Genomic DNA, 21,090 nt, shown 5'->3' on the forward strand with positions numbered 1-21,090 from the left:
CCCACTGGCCCTTTTGGGCGGTGACCGAGCCCACCACGTCAATGCCGCGCCAGTCGCCGCACTGGATGCAGAAGTTGAAGGTCTTGGAGGCGGGGCCGTCGTTGTACTTAACCTTGGCGCTGACCTGGACCTTCTGACCCTGGCTCAGCTGTCCGGTGAGGACCTGCTTGGGGCCGGAGGTGGTGTTGGTGCGGTCGGACACCAGCAGCACGGTGTTGCCGTCCTCGTCCACGGGGGTGAGGGTGGCGGTCTGCTGGGTGGCCCAGTTCTCGGTGCCGTCCTCAAAGCTGCCGTTGACGATGAGCTCCATCCGCTCGGCCTCTTGGTCGGCGGTGGGCTGGGCCTCTACCGCTGCCGCGTTCTGGGGGGCGGTGTCCGCAGCGGTGGACACGCTGCTGTTGTCGGCGGCGAAGGAGTGGGGCTGGCCGTTGTAGAACTCGTCAGACACCACTATGTCCTTCTCGCCGGTGTAGGTGCCGGGGAGGTCCATCTCCACGGGGGCCTGTCCGTTTTCATCGCCGAACACGGGCCAGCCGTCCTCCCAGGTCACAGGTACCAGCACTGGGATGCGGCCCACAGAGCTGTGGTCCTGGAAGAGCATGGCGTACCAGGAGCCGTCGGCGGCCTGCACGATGCCGCCCTGGGCCACGCCGGCGTTGTCCATCTGGCCGTCAAACTCCAGACCGGAGTCGAAGACCTTGCGGCTCTCCCAGGGGCCGTCCAGGGAGGAGGCTCTCCAGCAGACTTCCTGTCGGCGTCCGCCGGTGGGCCACTGAATCATAAACAGGTAGTAGTAGTCCCCGATCTCATAGGCGTGGATGCCCTCGGAGATATAGGACACAGGACCGTTGACCGGATTGCCGTCGTTGTCCAGGCCGGTGTATTCAATGAGGGTCACCTCGTCGCCCAGGGTGATGTCCCCATTCTCGTCCTCGTAGACGGGGCGGCACCGGGCGGTGCCGCTGCCGTAGACCACGTACATGCCGTCGTCCTGGGTGGTGAGCAGGGACACGTCGTGGAGGTAGCCGTTGAACTCAGACCGATGCCAGGTGCCGTTTTCCACGTCGGTGGTGGAGAAGATGTAGGTCTTCCCGGTGGACAGGCTGGCAAAGGATACGTAATACTTGCCGTTGTAGTGGCGGATGCTGGCGGCCCAGGAGCCGTTGCCGTAGTCGCTCTCCCCGTTGCGCAGGGCGAACTTGTCGCCGTCATCCAGAATGTCGTAGGTGTAGCTCACCGTCTCCCAGTTGACCAGGTCCGTGGATTTCATCACGGGGCAGCCGGGGGAGAGGTGCATGGTGGTGCTCACCATGTAGTAGGCGTCATCCACCCGGATGACGTCCACATCCGGGACGTCGGCATACATCACGGGATTGGTAAAGGTCTCATTCCCGCTGTCCGAAGCTGCCACAGCCCGGGGTGAGAGGGGAATGGCGCTGAGGGTCATGGTCAGAGCCAGCGCAACTCCCACTGCTCGTTTTAGAAACGTGTTTCTCATGGTTTGTCCTCCTTCTCGTTTGTTTCTGACAGCGTACCAGCTGTCTGGGTCCGCAGGGCGCTGCAAACCCCTTTGTCAGGAAAATCTTAGCATACAGTTATACGGACATCAACGATATGGACGAAGATAACGTATTTTCTCCCTTCTTAACAACACAAATTGAACAAAAGTAAGTAAAATATAAAATTTTCATGGCTATCACCCGGTCATTCAAGGAGTATCTGCAAAATATCCAGATATTCGAATGCTATTTTTGTGGTGGTTCGGGGTGCTTTTTCCGGATAAATTCTCAATTTGACCTGGTGATTGCCCCGTTGAGAGGGGAGAAATCCGGGTAATTTGTACGGGAGTGGAACGGCCCTTGCCAAACGCTGAATACTTTCGTATAATAGCGTACAAAAGAGAAGTGCAAGGAAGTGACCTGACATGAATCGGAAGACCATCGCCGCCGCCTTTCCCTACACGGTGCCGGTGCTCATGGGCTATCTGTCCATTGGCATCGTCTTTGGGTGGATGATGTCGGCGGCGGGGTATGTGCCTGTGTGGTCGGCCCTGATGTCCATGACCATTTACGCCGGAAGCGGCCAGTATCTGGGGGTGAGTCTGCTGTCCACGGCGGCTCCCCTGGCGGACGTGGCCCTGCTGACCCTCATCATCAATTTCCGACACCTGGTGTACGGCCTGTCCATGCTGGAGAAATTCCGGGGCATGGGGGCACGGAAGTGGTACATGATGTTTTCCCTCACCGACGAGACCTATGCCCTGCTGGCGGGGGTGGAGGCGCCGGAGGGGGTGGAGCCCCGGGACTTCTACTTTGCCATTGCCCTGCTGGACCAGTTGTATTGGATTGCCGGGTCGGTGATCGGGGCGGTGGCGGGGGCCCTCATCACCATCAACACCCAGGGCATTGACTTTGCCATGACCGCCCTCTTCCTGGTCATCGCCGTGGAGCAGTGGCAGTCTGCCTCCCGGCACCTGCCGGTGTTTTTGGGAGCGGGGGGCACTCTGGTGTGCCTGTTGGCGTTGGGGGCGGAGAATGGCCAGTTTCTCATCCCCGCCCTGGGCATTTTGGTGGCGGGGCTGTTGCTGCTGCGCCCCTATTTGGAGAGAGAGGAGGAGAGAGCGTGAGTATCGCCCAAACGGCTGCCGCCATTGCGGTGATGGCAGTGGTGACCTTTCTCACCCGGGCCCTGCCCTTTTTCCTCTTTGACCGGGGAGGAAAGCCCCCCAAAGTGGTGCTCTATCTGGGCAAATACCTCCCCGCCGGGGTCATTGCCATGCTCATTGTGTACTGTCTGAAGGGGGTGCGCTTTACCTCCACAGACCAGTGGCTGCCCGCACTGTTGGCCTGCGCCGCCGTGGTGGGACTTCACTTGTGGAAGCGCAACAATATGCTCTCCATCATGGGGGGGACCATTTTCTATATGGTGCTGGTACAGGTCATATTTTAATCTGTCTCTGTGGCACGGTGAAGGCGGTGACGGGCAGGGCCTGTCCTTCTCCGATTTGTCAGGCGGAGACCAGCGCCCCAGCCGGGGACGCTCCGCTGGGGTAACTTTCTGACTGGGCAGAAAGTCACCAAAGACCCACCAAAGGCGGGGCCTTCCCCCGCCTTGTGAAATCCACCCCGCGGTACTGGGTGTCCCTGCGTCTTTCTCTTTTCAGCCCTTGGCCCGGTGGGGTCACATAGATGGCTTGCCGTTCTATGGTTTGTATTTCCTTCTCTGTTCCTGCGTCCTTCTACCGCCAGGGCCTTTCCCTGGTGTGCCGCTGTTTCCAGCTAACGGGGGCCTGGCTCCCGGCGGCGGGAACGCCGCTTCTCCAGGGTAGGCCCGGACGTGGAAACCACCTGATGATAGGGCCAGCTGCCCAAGGTGGCTTGGTGTGGTGGCAGTGACAGGAGCCACAGCAAAGGTGACGGGCCGAATATAGCCTTGACGCAGGCCCAGCCTCGTACCCCAGGGAGGTCCTTAGGGGGGAACGCCCTAAGCGGGTTTTGGTTTCTTTTGCCCGCTCAAAAGAAACCCCCAGCGGGAAGCGTCCCCACCAAGCCAGAGGGCTTGAAAAGAGAAAAGAGAAGGTGGAAGTGGCCTGTTTCAGACTACTTCCACCTTTTTCAGGCTATTCCTTTTGAAATAGATCTGCTATGGTACGGGCAAACAGCCGCCCGGCGGTGATAGCCTCCTGGAGGGTGTTGCCGTGGCTGCCGATCTCCACCAGCAGGCACCCGGTGGAGTAGTGCTGGTTGAACCGGGAGGTGCGCAGGGCGATGGGCCGGGCCAGGGTGGACCACTTGTCCGTTAGGGCCTTCTGGATGGAGGTGGCCAGGGACAGGTTGACCCGCCAGTTGGGGTGAGTCTGGCCCAGGGAGTCGGTGCCCATGACCATCATCACCTGGGCGCAGTTCTCCACCGTGCCCGCCACCGTCTTATAGATGGTGCCGTCATTGGCCACCAGGGCGTCCCGGTGCACGTCAATGACCAGGCGGATGGAGGGGTATTTGTCCAACGTCTCCTTCACCGCCTGGGAGGAGCGGTTGTAGGCGTCGTTGTAATCGGGGTAGTCGTAGAGGGTGGTGTCGTGGATGACCTCCAGTCCCGCCGCCTCCAAAATCTTGGTCATCTCGGTGCCCACCCGCACCATGTTCTGCTCGGTATTCAGGGTACGATAACTGTCGCTCTCCTCATACATATCGGTGCCGTCCATGGTATAGGCCTCGGTGGCGTGGGAATGATAGATGAGAATATCCGGGCCCTCCTGAGCCGGAGTGAGCTTGGGGGCGGCCTCCAACAGGGCTTTGACGTCCAGGGTGTAGTCGGTGTAGTTGCGGATGCTCACGGTGTCATAGGTGGCATACACCGGGGAGTCGGTGGCTTTCAGGGTGCTGGGAATGATGCCGTCCGGGGCGGTGGTGGTCTGGGCCGGAGGCTCCTCGGGCGTCTCCTCCTGTTCCTCCGCTTCCGGCTGTGGAGTGGCGGTGGGCTGGGGCGCTTCGGTGGCCACTGGGGCTGGGGTGGCCTGAGCGGCCCCGGCCAGCAGGGAGGACTGGCCCAGAATCACCTGCTGCCACAGGGGTGTGGAGGGCTGGGTGTCCCAGGGCAGTTCCAAATTCACAAGAGCGGCGGTGAGCTGGTCCAGTTGGGCCAGCTGTTTGAGTTTTTCAAGGGCCACCGCGGGGTCGGCGGTGAGATAGACGATCCACAGGGCCAAAGCTGTCAGGAAGAGGGCGATGCCCTGCCGGACGCCGCGCAGCAGGGGGGCACTTGTCCTGTTCTTTTGCATAGCATTCACCTCTCCACAACCTATGCCGAGGAGCGGGGGGATAGAACCGCCGGGGAGCGGTTGCAATTGCTGCCAATTTAGGATATGATATTTCCCGATGTATTGTGAAGAAGGAGGCTGTTTTCCCATGAAAGACGGCTTGATATGCGTGGCGGCGGGCACCCCCTCCATCCGGGTGGCCGACTGCGCCCACAACGGGGCGGAAATTGTCCGCCTGATGGAGGAGGCCCAGGAGCAGGGGGTTAAAATTCTCGTCCTGCCTGAGCTGTGCCTCACCGGTTACACCTGCGGCGACCTGTTTTTGCAGGATACCCTGCTGGACGGAGCCCTGGAGGCTCTGCGCAGCGTGATGCAGGCCACCCAGCACCTGGAGGTGCTCTGCGCCCTGGGTATGCCCCTGCGGGCGGGGGGCAAGCTGTACAACTGCGCCGTGGTCATCCAGTACGGCCAGGTGGTGACGGTGGTGCCCAAGACCCACATCCCCAACTATGGGGAGTTCTACGAACAGCGGTGGTTTGCCTCGGGAGAGGGGCTGTTCTTTGACCACAGCTTTTTGGTGCGCCTGCCCCACCTGGAGGAGGGCTGGCAGGAGTTGTACGGGGCCTCTCCCCTCATGGAGTGCCCCGATGTGCCCGGCCTGCGCATCGGCGTGGAGCTGTGCGAGGATTTGTGGGTGTCCGACCCGCCCTCCCGTACCCTGGCCGAGTACGGGGCCACAGTGATTTTGAATCTGTCCGCCAGCAACGAGATTGTGGGCAAGAGCAGCTACCGCCGCAACCTGGTGGTGGGCCAGTCCGGGCGGCTGTGCTGCGGCTACGTGTATGCCGACGCCGGGGAAGGGGAGTCCACCACCGACCTGGTGTTCTCCGGGCACAACCTAATTGCGGAAAACGGCACTCTGCTGGCCGAGCGCCGCTTCGGAACCGGGCTGACCATCTCCCAGCTGGACATTGGCCGGCTGTGCCACGAGCGGCAGCGGCTGACCACCTTCCACAGCCGCCACCCCGAGGGGTGGGCGGAGGTGCGCTTCATCCTGTCCGAGACCCGCCTCACCCGGCCCATCTCTCCCACCCCCTTTGTGCCCCAGGATGAGGCGGGACGGGCCGAGCGGTGCCAGGAGATTTTGACCCTGGCGGCCTTAGGCCTTGCCAAGCGGCTGGAGCACACCCATGCCGCCACCGCCGTGGTGGGGCTGTCCGGTGGCCTGGACTCCACCCTGGCGCTCTTAATCACCGCCCGGGCTTTCGACCTGCTGGGCCGGGCTAAGCGGGATATTCTGGCCATCACCATGCCCTGCTTTGGCACCACCGCCCGTACCCGGTCCAATGCGGAGATTTTGGCCGGAGAACTGGGCACCGGATTCCAGGAAGTGAACATCGGGGACGCCGTGCGCCAGCACTTTGCCGACATTGGCCAGTCCATGGAGGACCACTCCGTCACCTTTGAAAACGGACAGGCCCGGGAGCGCACCCAGGTGCTCATGGACATTGCCAACCGCACCGGCGGCCTGGTCATCGGCACCGGGGACCTGTCCGAGCTGGCCCTGGGCTGGGCCACCTACAACGGGGACCACATGTCCATGTACGCCGTCAACGCCTCCATTCCCAAGACCCTGGTGCGCCATCTGGTGGACTACGTGGCCCGGGAGGAGGGGGGCAAGCTGGGCGAGGTGCTCCAGGACATTCTGGACACCCCCGTCTCCCCCGAGCTGCTCCCCCCCAAGGACGGGGAGATTGCCCAGAAGACCGAGGACCTGGTGGGCCCCTACGAGCTCCACGACTTCTTCCTCTACTACGCCATCCGCTGGGGCTTCTCCCCCCGGAAGGTGTTCCGTCTGGCGGTGTACGCCCTGGGCGACCGCTATGACAAGGCCACCCTCCACCGCTGGCTGGGCAACTTCTACCGCCGCTTCTTCGCCCAGCAGTTCAAGCGCTCCTGTCTGCCCGACGGGCCCAAGGTGGGCTCGGTCACCCTCTCCCCCCGGGGAGACTGGCGGATGCCCAGTGACGCGGTGGCCCGCCTGTGGCTGGAGGAATGGGAGGACCTGGCGTGAAACCATACGTGAGCCTCTTCTTTACCTTTGCCAAAATCGGGGTGTGCACCTTCGGCGGCGGCTACGCCATGCTCCCCATCCTGCAGCGGGAGCTGGTGGACAACAAAGGCTGGGCCACCGAGGAGGAACTGGCGGACTACTACGCTGTAGGCCAGTGTACCCCCGGCGTCATCGCCGTGAACACCGCCACCTTTGTGGGCTATAACCGGATGGGCTGGCTGGGCGGCGTTGTGGCTACCCTGGGGGTGGTGTTCCCCTGCCTGGTGATTATCATGGCCATCGCCGCCTTTTTGAGTAACTTTATGCACCTGGACGTGGTGGTTCACGCCTTCAACGGGGTGCGAGCGGGTGTGGTGGCCCTCATTTTGTCCAGCGTGTTGAAGCTGCTGAACACCTCTCTGGTGGACTGGAAAACCCGGCTCATCTATGTGGTGGTGCTCCTTGCGGGCGCTGTGGGGGTGTGGGCCCCCATGCCCGGCGGGGCCCTGGGCCAGGTGCTGGGGGCTCTGTGCTCCCCGGTGTTCCTGGTGGTGGTGTCCGGCCTGGTGGGGCTGGCCATCTACGGTAAGAAGGGAGGGGAGAAGGCATGATCTACCTGCGCCTCTTCTTCGAATTTTTCAAGGTGGGCCTGTTCTCCGTGGGCGGCGGCCTGGCCACCATCCCCTTCCTCACCGACCTGGGCCAGCGCACGGGCTGGTTTACCTCGGGGCAGCTGGCGGACATGATCGCCATCTCCGAGTCTACCCCTGGCCCCCTGGGGGTGAACATGTCCACCTACGTGGGCTTCCACACCGCCGGACTGCTGGGTAGCATTGTGTCCACCCTGGGCCTGGTGACCCCCTCCATTCTGGTAATTCTCCTCATCGCCCGGATTTTGAAGCAGTTCCGCCAGTCCCGGGTGGTGAACGCCATTTTCTACGGCCTGCGGGCGGCTTCGGTGGCCCTGATTACCGTGGCTCTGCTGGAAGTGGCGGTGATTGCCCTGGCCAAAGAGGGCAGCCCCCTGGGGGTGCACTGGATGGGCGTGGCCCTGGCGGCCCTGGTGTTCGTGCTCATGCGCTACACTCCCGCCAAGAAGCTACACCCCATTGTGTTCATCGCCTTTTCTGCGGTGGTGGGCGTGATGTTTCAGATGTAATACAAACAGGGTCTGTTGCAAAGTTGAACTTCGCAGCAGACCCTGTTTTATCTAAGGGGTATGGCTCCCTCCCTGGGGGAGGCTTTGAGTCTGGCAATCATCGAAAGCCGGACGTTCGGCGGCGGGAACGCCGCTGCTCCAGGGTAGGCCCGGAGGTGGAAACCACCCGGCCATAGGGCCAGCTGCCCAGGGTGGCCTAGTGTGGTGGCACAAACAGGGGCCACAGCAAGGGTGACGGGCCGAATACAGACTTGACGCAGGCCCAGCCTCGTACCCCAGGGAGGTCCTTAGGGGGGAACGCCCTAAGCGGGTTTTGGTGCCTTTTGCCCGCCCAAAAGGCACCCCCAGCGGGGAGCGTCCCCACCAGGCTGGCAAGCCGGAACCTTGGGTGGTTAGACGGTCAACCCCTTGCACAAGGAAGTCATTGGCGAGCTGTTTTTGGGGAACTGACAGGTTATCGCAAGAAAAACAGAGATGATGCTCCAATGGTTGCACCATCTCTGTTTGACTCTTTTTCACTTATGATGGTGGTTTTTCCACTGTTGGGATTGCCAGTAAGTGCAATGCGCATGGGTCAAATTCATGGACCGTTCCTCCTGATGTTTCTTAGAGTTGCATTTGGCTAACTCATTAAGATAGCAATGGCTAACTCAGTTGTCAGGAGGAAGAGAGGAAAAATTTTTTTCATCCGGGACAGCCCCTTTCCAAAGCAAGAAAGCTATGCTATCATAATCATGGACACCGCTCCAGGCTGTGGAGCGGTCCGGCATCCATACCATCACCCCGTGAGATGAGGAAACATCACATGAACATTGCGAAAATTATGATCCCCAAGGCCTGTACCATGGTACTGCACCAGGACAACACGGTGCGGCAGGGCTTGGAAACCATGTGTCACAACAGCTACACCGCCATTCCTGTGCTGGACGGGCAAGGGGGATATGTGGGCTGTGTCACCGAGGGAGATTTTCTCCGCCACATTCTGGCGGTGAACTCCACCGACAAAAAGAAGCTGGAACAGACCAAAATCCGAGACATTATGCGCAGTGATTTCTGCCCCGCCGTGAGCATCCGGGCCACCTTCCAAGAGGTGATGGACCTGGCTATGGAGCAGAACTTTGTCCCCGTGGTGGACGACCGCAACGCCCTGTGCGGCATCGTCACCCGGCGCAATCTGCTGGGTGCGGTGGGTAAAAATTATGTGGACCAAAAGCTGGAGTTGCAGCGGGTATAGAGACACGGAATTGGAGCATACAACCACAGAGGTGCAGGAGAACAGCCGGACGTTCTTATGCACCTCTGTCGTTTTGCATGAAATGGGTTTGGCAGGGAACACTAGTCCGGGGGTGATGGCGTGAAGGAGCGGAGCAAATACATCATCATTGGGCTGCTGGCCGGGGTGGCCAACGGTTTTTTCGGGGCCGGAGGCGGGCTGTTTCTGGTTCCCTTGTTTGTGGGCTGGGTGGGGCTGGAGCAGCGGAAAGCCTTTGCCACCTCGGTGGCGGTGGTGCTGCCCCTGTGTGTGGCGGCACTCATCAGCTACGTCAGAAAGGGCGGGGTAGACGTTGCCGTGGCGCTGCCTTATCTGGCCGGGGGGCTGGTAGGCGGCGTGCTGGCGGGTCGGGTGTTTGACAAAATTCCGGTGCTCTGGCTGCGCCGGGGCTTTGGGGCCCTGCTGGTGTATGGGGGCGTGAAGGCGGTGTTGCTGCTGTGAACCTACTGGACTTTTTGGTGGGAGCGGCCACCGGGGTACTCAGCGGCTGCGGCGTGGGGGGCGGCACCCTGCTGGTGCTCTACCTCACCGCCGTGGCAGGGTTGGAGCAGTACCAGGCGGGGGGCGTCAACCTGATGTACTTTCTGGCCTGTGCCGCCCCCGCCCTGGTGTCCCACGCCAGAAGAGGGCGGGTGGAGTGGCAGGGGGTGGTGTGGTGCCTGGTACTGGGCATTCCCGCCGCCATCGCCGCCGGGGCGGTGGCGGGGCAGCTGGACGTGGGACTGCTGCGCCGCCTGTTCGGATTGCTCATGCTGTATGTGGGCATCAAAGAGGTGTTTGCCCGGAAGCCCAACGAGAAGACATAGAAAGGACAAGCCCGGCGGCCATCAGCCGCCGGGCTCGTCCCGGTTTGGTTTGTGTGTGTATGGAGGACAGGGGAAGCGATTACTTACCCTGGCGTTCCTTGCGCTTTGCAGCAGCCATACCGGCCATCAGGGCCGCAGCGCCGCCCAGAGCTGCCACGTACAGCAGTACCTGGCTGTGGTCCCCGGTCTGGGGCACGTTCTCCGGCTGGTCGGTGGCCTCAGGCTTCTGGGAAGTCTGGGGCTGATCGGTGGGCTGGGTCTCGCCACCGGCGGTGAGGCCGTCCATGGCGGCGCTCAGAGCGGCCACGGCGTTGTCCACGGTGGCCTGGTCATCCTCGCTCAGGGAGTTGTCAGCCAGTACGGCCTGAGCCTCGGCCAGGGCGGAGCGGAACACGGCCACGGACTCGGCGGTGTAGCCGCTGAGGTCCATGCCCTCGGCCTTACCCACCAGGTCGTCCAGGATGGACTTGTCTGCCTTGAAGCGCTGAGCCAGAATGGCGTCCAGCAGGGCGTCTGCCACGGGCTGCACGTCGGAGCCCAGGGCGTTGGGGTCGTCATAGACCTCCTGGGCGTTGGCCTGAGCGTCCACCAGCTCCTGCCAGTGGTCAGCCACATACTTGTCGGCGTTGTCCACCATGGTCTGGGCCCGGTCCAGAAGCAGCTCCAGCATATCCTTGTCTGCCTTGGTGAAGTCCAGCAGCTGGATGGCCAGCACCAGGTCGTCCCAGGCACCCCACACTTCATCGGTGGTGGCGTTGGGGTCGTCCAGCACCGCCTTGGCCTGGTCCAGAGCCTTCTGGTAGAACTCGGCCACCATGGGGATGAGGTTGCTGGTGTCGTAGCTCAGGGCCTTCTCATAGGTCTCTTGCAGCAGGCTCTTGTCCACGGCGGGGGTCTCGGTCTCCACCTGGGCGGTGATGGTCACGTCGTGGTCGGGCATGACGAAGGTGGTGGTGGTAGCGGTGGCGTCGGCAAACTCCACGCCCTCGCCCACCCAGCCAGTGAAGGTCTGGTTGTCGGAGAGCTGGTTGACGGTGATGGTCACGGTGTCCCCGGCCTCGGCAGAGCCCACATTGGCCCAGCCGCCGGTGACGGTGATGTCATAAGCCTCACCCACGCTGCCATCCTCGCCGTAGGCGGCCTGGAGACGGGCGGTCTCGGCCTCAGACAGGCGGATGACGGTGCCGTGGCGGAAGGAGGCGGGGGAGAAGGAAGAGCTGACCTTGGTGTAGCTCTGGAAGTCCTCGGTGACGAAGGCGCGGTAGCCGCCATTGTCACCCATGACGCACCAGGTGCCGTCGGGCAGCTGGTAGCAGGTGATGCCTTCCATGCCGTCGGTGATGCCGAACTGGGTGTGCTGGCCACGGGCGATGATGCGCTCCCAGTCGTTCATCTCCAGGGAGAGGGTCTTGCAGCGGTCCACCACGGTGTTCCAGTCGGAGGTGGAGAAGCGGTAGTAGTAGCCGTCGGCCTCGTTGTAGACGATGGAGGAGTCGATGATGTTCACCTCGGCGCTGCCGTTGTCATCCTCGTCCAGCCACACCACGGGCTCGGAGAAGGTGCGGAAGTCCCGGGTGGTGCACACGTACACCCGCAGGGCCCAGTCGTTGGTGCCATATTCCCGCTGGTCACGGGCGGACCAGTAGATGAGGTACTGGCCGGTGGCCTCGTCGTAGATGGCCTCGGGGGCCCACACGCACCCGGCAAAGTCGAAGCCGGAGTGGACAATGGCGCCCTCGCTCCAGTGCACCAGATCCTCGGACTCCCAGACCACAATGCTCTGGCTGGCGTTGCGCTGGTTCCAGCCGGAGCCGCCGGCTCCGCCGCCCTCGGCGTGGAGGTCGGTGCCCAGAATCCAGTATCGGTCGCCCTCGGCGGAGCGGATGAGGTGGGGGTCACGGACACCCAGGTCGCTGGCCAGGTTGGCCAGGATGGGCTGGTTGTCGTTGAGAGAGGTCCAGTTCAGGCCGTCCTCACTGGTGCCCAGGAAGATCTTCTCGTAGCCGCCGGAGGCCTGGAAGTAGGTCCACAGGTAGTCCCCGGTGTAGTCGGTGTCCAGAGTGCCGTCCACAGGCAGCACGGTGGCGATAAAGGTGCGGGTGACGGTCTCGTCGGTGGCGGGGTTGGACACCACAGCGGTGAGGGTCACGGACACGGCGGACGCACCGGCGGCGGGGCGGGTGACCACACCAGCGGCCTTGCCGTCCATGTCCTTGTCGGTGATCACGTCAGGGTTGCTGGAGGTCCAGGTGATGGTGGACCCAGCCTCACCCGTGGTGGGCAGGGTGATGTTGCCCTTGACCCGGTCCAGGTTGGGGATGGACAGGGCGGCGGCGTCCCGGGCGATGGCCCGCTGGGCGGTGACCGCCTGGGCGTCCTCAGCGGTGAGGGTGTCCTCACCCAGGCCCAAGTTGATCTGGTCCAGGTAGCCGGAGAAGATGTAGTTGGTGTCGTAGCAGCGGCCCAGATAGGCGTTGGAGGAGAAGGCGTCCAGCTCAGAGAGCTTAAAGCCCAACTGGGTGGGAACCAGTAGCTCCACGCCGTTGGCGTACACGCTGACCACGCCGGTGGTGTCGGTCTCGGTGTAGCGGATGGCCAAGCTCTCCCAGGCATCCAGCACGCCCAGGCCGTGGAAGGGGATGGTCTGGGCCTCGCCGTTGTTCTTCACGGTGAGGGCGCCGTTCTCGCCCATAGAGTCGAACATACGCACCCCGAAGTACTGGGAGGCGGTGCCCACGGTAAAGACATACTTGCGGTCGTACTGGACGATCATGTCGTCCCCGCCGCCGCTCTTGCCCACATAGTCCTGGTTGACATCCAGCACCAGGGAGAAGGAGCCGGCGGACAGCAGGTCCCGAATGCCGTTGATCTGGGCCTGACCCACGCCGGTGTTGTTCCAGCCGGTGGTCAGGTGGAGCATGGACCCGCCGTTGCCGTCATCCACCAGGGTGGTGTTGCCGGTGAGGGCCAGGATGCCGTCGGTCTCCTCCAGATTGCCGGAGTAGTCGGGCTGGGTGGGCTGGGGCAGAGGCTCGGCGTCGGTGCCCTCCATGGTGGGCTCCATGGGCAGCATGTAGCCGTAGCTGTCAAAGCCGATCTCCTGCACGCAGGTCTCCCGGTGATAGCCCAGGCCGGAGGTATAGGTGTTCAGGGGGGTGTAGAAGCGGTGGTAGGCCAGATACACCCGGCCGTCGTCGTCCAGCAGGGTGGACTGGTGGGCGGTGCCCAGCATGCCGCCGGCCTCATCCTTGTCCATGAGCAGGTACTTGTACTGCACAGGGCCCAGGGGGCTGGTGGACACGCCGTACTGCACGCAGTAGTTGGGGCTGCCGGTGTCGTCCTGGGACCAGAGGAAGTGGTACAGATCCCCCACCTTCTCCACGGTGACGGACTCCCGGAAGCCGGTCAGGCCGCTGCCGTCGGTCTCCCGGAGGTTTTGCAGGGTGCCGGGCACCACGCTCATCATGTCCTCGCCCAACTGCACCACGGCGGCGTCGCCGTTGCCGAAGTACAGGTAGGAGGTGCCATCGTCATCGGTGAGCACCGAGGGGTCAATGGCCTGGCCCATGGAGATGCCGGCGGAGCGGCACATGTCCATGCTGATGAGAGGCTCGCTGGCGGGGGTGTAGGGTCCGGCGGGATCGTCGGCCACCGCCACGCCGATGGCGGACTCGCCGTTGGACTTCTTGGCGCAATAGTAGAAGTAGTATTGGCCGTCCTTTTCCTCAATGGAGGGGGCCCAGGCGCTGCCGTAGGACCACTCACTCACGGGCACCTCATAGTCGTGGACGGTGTTGGTCTGGGTCTCGGTGACATCGGAGTTGGTCTCCAGAATCATGCCCTCACACTGCCAGGGGCCGGACAGGGAGTCGGAGGAGAAGGCGTAGAACTGGGTGCCGCTCCAGCCGCTGTAGCCGTCGGTGGTGGGGAAGATCCAGTACTTATCCCCAAACTTGTCAATGTCGGGGTCGGCAAACTGGCCGGGCAGCACCGAGTTGGTCACCAGCTCGGGGGTCTTGATGGTAATGGTTTGGGTGCTGTCGTTGTAGGTGAGGGTGGCCTCCACGTCCTGGGTCAGGTCCAGGGTGTCCCCGTTGGTGAAGCTCTGGCCGTCCACGGTGATGGACACGGCGTCGTCCACCAGGTCAAAGGTCACGGGCACCGCCGTCAGGTCGGTGGGGGACATGGTGTTGGTCTCCACATCATAGGTGTACTTTTTCAGCTGGCTGGTGAGCACGTCGTCTTCCAGGGTGGAGCTGACGGTGGTGTGCTCGTCCAGGCCCCGCTCGCTGCCCGTGGGCATCACGCCCGCCGAGACACCGTTGACCAGGTTGTCTAGAGTCACGCCGTTGAGGTCGGCGATCTCCAGCTGGCTCAGGGCCCGGTCATAGATCTGGATGTTGTCATAGGCGCCCTTGAAGTAGCTGTCAGGCTCATAGAAGGACTTGCCGAAGTAGAGCAGGGGATTGTCCCCCAGATCCTCCAAGGTGGCGTTGAGGTTGTCGTTTTCGTCCACCAGCACGCCGTCAATGTACAGACTCAGGGTGTCCTCAGACAGGGCGATGGTGACGTTCTTCCACTGGTTCAGGCCGTCCAGGGTGGTGACCACGCCGGACTCGTTGTTCCAGGAGTTCTGGGTCAGGCCCACGTAGAACTCCGAGCTGCGGGTGCGGAGAAACAGGTACTTGATGTTGTCCTGGCCCAGGGCAAAGGTAAAGAAGTTGCCGCTGGCGGTCTGGGTCTGCACGTCAAAGGAGACGGTGAACCCGGTCTGGTCGTTGAAGAAGCTGGTCTCGTCCAGCTGGGCATAGCCGCCGTTGGAGCCGTCCAAAACCAGAGTCCCGTTCTGGACGGAGGCGGAGCCGTGGAGGGAAAGTGCGGGGCTGCCCTCAAAGTCCTCGGAGAACACAAGGCTGTCCGAGACAGAGCGGGCGGTGGATGAGGGGTCTGTGCTGGCCTGGAGCATCGAGGGGCCCGCTGCGCTGGCGTACACGTTTGCCCCCAGCACAAGGCCCAGGGCAGCAGCGGCGACTCGAATGGGTTTCTTCATCTGCAATTCCTCCTTCATGTCGTTCCATCCGTGGCACCCCGGCCATCCCCTGTGGACTCTGACCAGGGGAAGGGGAGAGGGGCGGACTGTCATGTACGTACAATTTTAGACGATTTGGACATACCTGTCAATTTTATTGCAAAAATTCGGGCAAAATTGGAACAAATAACAATACAAATTATCAAAAAGCAAAATTATACACTTTGTTTAGGTAAATGGTGGAGTATTCATTAGAAGGTGAAAAATATACAACTTCTCTTGCAAAAAGCAAGGTGAAAATAAGCGGGATACACAGAAAAATCCGGGAAAACACGGCGTGTTTCCCGGATAAAAGCAGACAACTTATGAAGTATATTGGGGACAGAGTACGGATATCTCGCTGGTTTTGTGACAACGAATCAGGGCCAGCAGCTTCCGGCTGCTGGCCCTGATTCTGCGTATGTAAGAAAAGGAAGGAGAAAGGAGAAGGCTTACTTGTCGCCCTGATTCTTACGGCGCAGGGCAAAGGCGCCGGTGAGCAGGCACACCGCACAAGCCAGGGCGGCCACGTACCCCATCAGCTGGGCGGTGTCTCCGGTCTGGGGCACGTTGTTCTCCGGCTGCTGGGTGGCTTCGGGCGTCTGGGAAACCTCGGGTTGGTCGGTGGCCTCCGGCTTGTCGCTGGGCTGGGCTCCTCCCTCGGCAGTGAGGCCGTCCATGGCACGGGTGAGCTTCTCCACGGCGGCGTCCACGGTGTTCTGGTCGTCCTCGGTGAGGCTGTTGTCTGCCATCACGGCCTGAGCCTCGGACAGGGCGGAGCGGAACACGGCCACGGACTCGGCGGTGTAGCCGGTGAGGTCCATGCTCTCGGCCTTGCCGAGCAGGTCCTCCAGGATGGACTTGTCGGCCTTGAAGCGCTGGGCCAGGATGGCGTCCAGCAGGGCCTGAGCCACAGGCCGGATGTCCTCTTCCATGGCGTCGCCGTCTGCGGCCACGTCCTTGGCCTTGGCCAGGGCGTCCGCCAGCTCGGGCCAGTGGGTCTCCACGTACTTGTCCTGGTTGGGAATCATGGCCTCGGCCTTGGCGATGAGCAGGTTCAGCTCGTCCTTGTCGCCCTGAACCAGGCCCAGGCCCCAGATGCCCTCCAGCAGGGCGTCCCAGGCAGCGTCCACCTCGGCCTGAGTGGCGTCGGTGTTGTCCAGAACGACCTTGGCATGTTCAAGAGCAGTCTCAAAGGCCTTCTTGGCGGCGTCGGTGACACCGTCGGTGGAGAGGGTCACGGCGTAGTCATAGGTCTTTTGCAGCAGGGTCTTGTTGGCCTCGGGGGTGGGCTCGGGAGTCTCGCCCTCGCCCATGGCGGTCTCCAGGGCCACCTCGGCGTTGTAGAGCTGCTCCTGGGTCACGCCGTCCAGGTTATTAAGCAGGGCCTTGGCGTCACGCAAAGCGGTCTGGAAGGCGTTCCAGTCCTCACCCACGAAGGTGTCCTCGGTGATGCCCTCGGCCAGGGTCACGGCCTCTTCCAGCCACTGGGTGTTCAGGACCGACTTGGTCTCCAGCAGCTTGACATAGGCGTGATAGCGGTAGTTGTAGGCGTCGTACATGGGGTAGAAGTCCAGACCGTCCAGGGTCAGGTGGGGGGTCTCGCCGGTGCCGGCGGGCTCCACGATGGACACCACCTGGTCCAGGTTGCTGTCGTTGGCGGACACGGTGTACCAGTTCATGGGCACGTAGGTGTCACGGGTGTCCTTGGCCACCATGACCATGGGACCATACATCAGGGAGGCAACCACATCGCCGTCCACGGTGTCGGGGGTCTTGTCCAGGTGCACGGTGTAGGGCATGTTCACGGTGACCACGTCGCCGTCGTTCCAGGTGCGCTCGATGGCCACATAGGAGCTGGGAGTGGCGCCGTCGATGACCACGTCCCCGTTGACGGACACGGTGAAGCCGGCGGTGGCCCAGTAGGGCACGCGGAGCTTCATGGTGAAGGTGCCGGAGCCGGACACGGTGAGGGTGGAGGTCTCAGAGGGGAAGAGGGTGTCCTGGGACACGCTCACGCCCTTCTCGGCCCAGTCCACGGTGGTGGGCATGTACAGGTTGACGTACAGGGTGTCGTCGGTCTTGGCGTAGGTGGCGGCCTGATACTGGACGTGGTTTTCCATACCAGTGCCGTTGCAGCAGGTGAATCCGCCGTAGTCGCTGTCAAAGTCACGGCGCTGGCCGGGATCGATGGGCAGCATGTAGGTCACGCCGTTGTGCATGTACTCGGTGGTGTCGTGGCTCTGAGAGGCCAGAATCTGGTTGATGACGGTGCGCTCATAGTAGTCCATGTAAGCGGCGTTGTCGGGGTCGTACTGGTACAGCTCCCGGGTGAGCTTGAGCATGTTGTAGGCGGCGCAGGTCTCGCAGTTTTCACCGCGGCCCTCGTTGCCCAGAATGTTGGCGCCCTGCTCATAGGGGTCCTGGAAGCGCTCGCCAGTGCCCACGCCGCCGATGGAGTAGGCGTAGCGGGAAGTGACCAGCTCCCAGAAGTTCTCGGCTACCCGATAGTAGTAGTCGTCGCCGGTGGCGTTGTACATGTGGATGGCGCCCACGATCTGGGGGATGTGCTGGTTGGCGTGGCGGCCCTGGATGGTGTCCTCGCCAGCGGCCAGGCCGTCAAAGAAGTCGGTGTTGTCGAACATCTTGGCGGTCTCCAGATACCGCTCGTCGCCGGTGAGCTCGTACAGACGGGTCATGGACTCGTTCATGCCGCCGTACTCGCCGGCGATGTACATGCTCCACATCTTGGCCCGCTGCTCGGGCGTGCAGGCGCTCAGGCGGTCATACACCCACAGACCCAAGTCCTTGGCCACTTCCAGGCCGGTCTCGTTGCCGGCGTAGATGTAGCTGTCAAGGAAGCCAGCCAGCAGCTTGTGCATGGTGTAGTAGGGAGCCCAGATGGTGGCGTAGGGGGTGTACTGCTCCAGCAGAGCGAACTGGTCGGGAGAGTAGGCGCTGAGGAAGCCCTCGCCCCAAGTGGAGGGGTCCTTGCTCCACAGCTCCTGAGCGGCGCTGGTGGGGGTGCAGGCGGTCTCAAACTCGCTGGGCACGCCCTGGGACAGCTCCTGGAGCTTGCGCATCTCGGTGACCATGTAATCCAGCTTGTCTTTGTAGGTCTCGTCGCCGGTGGAGGCGTAGGCCTGAGCCAGGGCGGACATGAAGTGGCCGGTGGAGTGGCCGCGCAGCAGGCCGGAGGGCTCCTCCCAGCCGGTGAGGGGCTGAGCGCCCTTGGTGTCCTGACCGAAGGCGGTGCGGAAGTTGTAGAGCATCCGGTCGGCGTCCATGATCTTCAGGTACTCCAGGGTGCGGCCCATGTTCTCACCGAACATGGTGTCGGTGCCGTCCAGAGACACGTCATCCAGGTAGAACAGGTAGGCCTGGGCCTCGGGGGCCTCATAGTCGGTGTCCTCCACGGTGATGGTGGCGGTGACTTCCACGGTGGAGTCCACCACGTGGCCGGTGAGGGTCTGGGTGCCGGCGGTGGCGTACATCTCGCCGGTCTGGCCGGTGGGCCAGGTCACCTTTTCCATTCCGGTGGTGGAGTCCTCATAGGTGACCTTCACCACGGCAGGGAGGGAGGGAACGATGCCCACGGAGGTGGTCACGTCCACGGCCTCGGCCTTGACGATGTCCAGCCGCTCATAGAGGGGCAGGATGGTCACGTCGAAGGTGCGGGTCTCCTGGGCGGAGCCATAGGAGATGGTGGCGGTGAGGGTGACGGTGACAGGCTCGCCCACGGGGCGGGTCACGGTGCCGTCGTTGGCCAGATACTCCTGGTTGGAGCTCTCCCAGGTGATGGTGGAGTCCAGAGCGCCACGGGTGGGGAGGATGATATTCTCCACCACGGCGGAGAGGCTGCCCAGGTTGATGGCGTCGGCGTCAGCGCTCACCCGCTGCTCATCGGTGGGCTGGGCGATGACGGTGACAGTGAACTCCTTGGTGCGGCTCACGTCGCCGGAGGTGATGGTGGCGGTGAGGGTGGCGGTGGCGTCGGCCTCACCGGGCTGGGGACGGGTGACCACGCCGGTGTTGGTGATGACATCGGCATCGGAGGTCTCCCAGGTGATGGCGCTGCCAGCCACGCCGGTGGTGGGCAGGTCCAGGTTGTCGGTGAGGGCGGAGGTGTCGCCCAGCGTCAGGGCGTTATAGTCCCGCTCCACCCGCTGGTCGTCGGGGATGTTGTACATGGCGGCCACTTCGTCCTCGGTCATGGCGTAGTCATAGATGCGGAAGTCGGCCACCATGCCGTTGAGCAGGTCGTTGCCGAACTGGCCGTAGCCGATGTAGTTCTGGGTGGAGCCCTCCAGAATGGACAGGTCGGCGTTGGTGACCACCGAGTCGCCCACCTGGGCGCCGTCCTCGTACATGGTCATGGTGTTGGTCTCCCCGTCAAAGGTGACGGTGGTGAGTTTCCAAACGCCGGTGTCCAGAGCGGTGCCCTTCTCAGGGCCCATCTCGTTGCCCCAGCCGCTGTTGGTGAGGGCGGCGGTGTAGCCGGTGTGTCCGGTGTTGTAGCCGGAGTCCAGCAGATACATATAGCTGGTGGTGTTGTGGCCGATGTCCCAGATGCGGGCGTAGCCGGAGGACTGGTTGACATACACCCAGCAGCTGATGGTCACGGAGTCCAGGCCGTTGAGCACGCCGGCGGGCATCTCCACATAGTTGTGGCCGGTGCCGGGCTGGCCGCCCTGGAGCACAATGGCGGTCTGGGTCTCGCCGAAGATCTCCACTTCCTTGGTCTCCACGCCGCTGCCACGGGGCATGACCTCGCCGCTCTTGCCGTTGCCGCTGACGTCGTTGACAATGGTGCCGGTCTTCAGTGACTCAAAGTCGTAGTGGAGGACCAGGCCCTCGTCGGCCCGGGGCTCTGCCTGGGGCAGCTGGGCCGCCAGCACGTAGGTGGGTACCATGCCCACCAGCATGGAGGCGCTGACCAGCCAGGTGCCAATCCGGGTCCAGGTTTTGCGTTTCATTGATACATCGCTCCTTTCATTTGGTGGAAGTGCCGGGGGTGTATAGATGGAATAGGCGGGCCCCCTCTCTTGTGCCCAATTTTTAAATTTGTCTGTTTTGAAATAAAAAACATACAAATTATCCGTAGATGGGCAAATTCGTACCATGTGAGTCCATATTAGCCGGGGAATTCTGGGAAGTCAAGGGAGATGGGAGAAAGTTACATGAGAAAAAATGGGTGAAATTTGTACTAGTTTTTTCCTTACAGTAAAATATCCATCTGTGAAAAATGCTGTAAAACATGGAAACATAGCGTGTTATGTGGCGGTTTTTCTGGGAAGAGTGGAGAAAATACAGAGGGGATAAATCAAGTCAAGTTGCACAAATGGTAATAATAAAACGTGAATTTAATGGTACAAAAAACCGAGGACACACCGGGGGAGTTTTCTCGGTTCTGGGGAGAAACCGGGGGAGAGGGGAAAAAATGCCCAGCCGTCACTGGCGGCTGGGCGTCATTTGGTATGGATTTTGGGGAAGTTGTCATGCCTCCAGGGCCCGGATGAGGTTGACCATCTCAATGGCCCCCTGGGCGCACTCGGAGCCCTTGTTGCCCGCCTTGGAGCCGGCCCGCTCAATGGCCTGCTCGATGGAGTCGGTGGTGAGCACGCCGAAGAGGACGGGCACGTCGCTGTTGAGGGAGACGTTGGCAATGCCCTTGGACACCTCGCTGCACACGTAGTCGTAGTGGCTGGTGCTGCCACGAATCACCGCTCCCAGGGCAATGACGGCGTCAAATTTTCCGCTTTTGGCCATTTTGGAGGCGATGAGGGGGATTTCAAAGGCCCCGGGTACCCAGGCCAGGCTGATGTCCTCGGCCCGCACGCCGTGACGCAGCAGGGTGTCTTCGCAGCCGCCAATGAGGCGGGATACGATGAAGTCGTTGAACCGTGCGGCCACAATGCCGATTTTGATGCCCTGAGATACCAGATTTCCTTCAAAGGTTTTCATGATGATGT

13 protein-coding genes are annotated in these 21,090 nt (G+C 62.1%); 8 read left to right on the forward strand and 5 right to left on the reverse strand.

Annotated elements, in window-relative coordinates:
* Positions 1–1,498 (reverse strand): family 43 glycosylhydrolase (locus B5F22_RS09085; RefSeq protein WP_158096673.1); only part of this gene is annotated, 1,498 nt, incomplete at its 3' end.
* A 426-nt stretch (positions 1,499–1,924) separates the two neighbouring features.
* On the opposite strand from B5F22_RS09085, the gene B5F22_RS09090 reads away from it, so the two are divergent.
* Positions 1,925–2,626: an AzlC family ABC transporter permease gene (locus tag B5F22_RS09090; RefSeq protein ID WP_087392321.1), complete on the forward strand. Its 702-nt coding sequence runs from the start codon at positions 1,925–1,927 to the stop codon at positions 2,624–2,626.
* Positions 2,623–2,949, forward strand: a complete 327-nt coding sequence (locus B5F22_RS09095; RefSeq protein WP_087392322.1) for an AzlD domain-containing protein — start codon at positions 2,623–2,625, stop codon at positions 2,947–2,949. Before B5F22_RS09090 ends, B5F22_RS09095 begins: the two co-directional genes overlap by 4 nt.
* 670 nt (positions 2,950–3,619) lie before the next feature.
* Here the strand turns inward: B5F22_RS09095 and B5F22_RS09100 are convergent.
* Positions 3,620–4,780, reverse strand: a complete 1,161-nt coding sequence (locus B5F22_RS09100; protein ID WP_158096674.1) for a stage II sporulation protein P — start codon at positions 4,778–4,780, stop codon at positions 3,620–3,622.
* Between the two features lie 127 nt (positions 4,781–4,907).
* On the opposite strand from B5F22_RS09100, the gene B5F22_RS09105 reads away from it, so the two are divergent.
* From B5F22_RS09105 to B5F22_RS09130, 6 genes are all read left to right on the forward strand, one after another.
* The gene (locus B5F22_RS09105) at positions 4,908–6,833 is read left to right on the forward strand and encodes an NAD(+) synthase (RefSeq protein WP_087392324.1); all 1,926 of its coding nucleotides are present in this window, start codon (positions 4,908–4,910) and stop codon (positions 6,831–6,833) included.
* Entirely contained in the window at positions 6,815–7,423 is a 609-nt protein-coding gene (locus B5F22_RS09110) for a chromate transporter (protein ID WP_087392325.1), read from the forward strand. The genes B5F22_RS09105 and B5F22_RS09110 overlap by 19 nt, the downstream gene beginning before the upstream one ends.
* Positions 7,420–7,971 carry a chromate transporter gene (locus B5F22_RS09115; protein ID WP_087392326.1) on the forward strand — a complete coding sequence of 184 codons (552 nt, stop codon included), beginning with the start codon at positions 7,420–7,422 and terminating at the stop codon, positions 7,969–7,971. The genes B5F22_RS09110 and B5F22_RS09115 overlap by 4 nt, the downstream gene beginning before the upstream one ends.
* Before the next feature lie 805 nt (positions 7,972–8,776).
* Positions 8,777–9,205, forward strand: a complete 429-nt coding sequence (locus B5F22_RS09120) for a CBS domain-containing protein (RefSeq protein ID WP_087234177.1) — start codon at positions 8,777–8,779, stop codon at positions 9,203–9,205.
* 120 nt (positions 9,206–9,325) lie between these two features.
* Positions 9,326–9,685 (forward strand): sulfite exporter TauE/SafE family protein, encoded by a 360-nt coding sequence (locus B5F22_RS09125; RefSeq protein WP_087234179.1) that lies wholly within the window; start codon positions 9,326–9,328, stop codon positions 9,683–9,685.
* Entirely contained in the window at positions 9,682–10,050 is a 369-nt protein-coding gene (locus B5F22_RS09130) for a sulfite exporter TauE/SafE family protein (RefSeq protein WP_087234181.1), read from the forward strand. The genes B5F22_RS09125 and B5F22_RS09130 overlap by 4 nt, the downstream gene beginning before the upstream one ends.
* 79 nt (positions 10,051–10,129) lie before the next feature.
* Here B5F22_RS09130 and B5F22_RS12785 read toward each other — a convergent pair whose 3' ends face one another.
* The 3 genes from B5F22_RS12785 to ribE form a co-directional block, all read right to left on the reverse strand.
* A complete protein-coding gene (locus tag B5F22_RS12785) occupies positions 10,130–15,100 on the reverse strand; it encodes a family 43 glycosylhydrolase (protein WP_158096675.1) in 4,971 nt (1,656 codons plus the stop codon).
* 470 nt (positions 15,101–15,570) lie between these two features.
* The gene (locus tag B5F22_RS09140; protein ID WP_158096676.1) at positions 15,571–20,094 is read right to left on the reverse strand and encodes a beta-L-arabinofuranosidase domain-containing protein; all 4,524 of its coding nucleotides are present in this window, start codon (positions 20,092–20,094) and stop codon (positions 15,571–15,573) included.
* 520 nt (positions 20,095–20,614) lie between these two features.
* On the reverse strand, positions 20,615–21,082 hold the full coding sequence (ribE, locus tag B5F22_RS09145; RefSeq protein ID WP_087392329.1) for a 6,7-dimethyl-8-ribityllumazine synthase: 468 nt from the start codon (positions 21,080–21,082) through the stop codon (positions 20,615–20,617).
* Between the last annotated feature and the right edge of the window lie 8 nt (positions 21,083–21,090).

The sequence above is a fragment of the Pseudoflavonifractor sp. An187 genome (genome assembly GCF_002160275.1).
Lineage (GTDB): Bacteria > Bacillota > Clostridia > Oscillospirales > Oscillospiraceae > Enterenecus > Enterenecus faecium.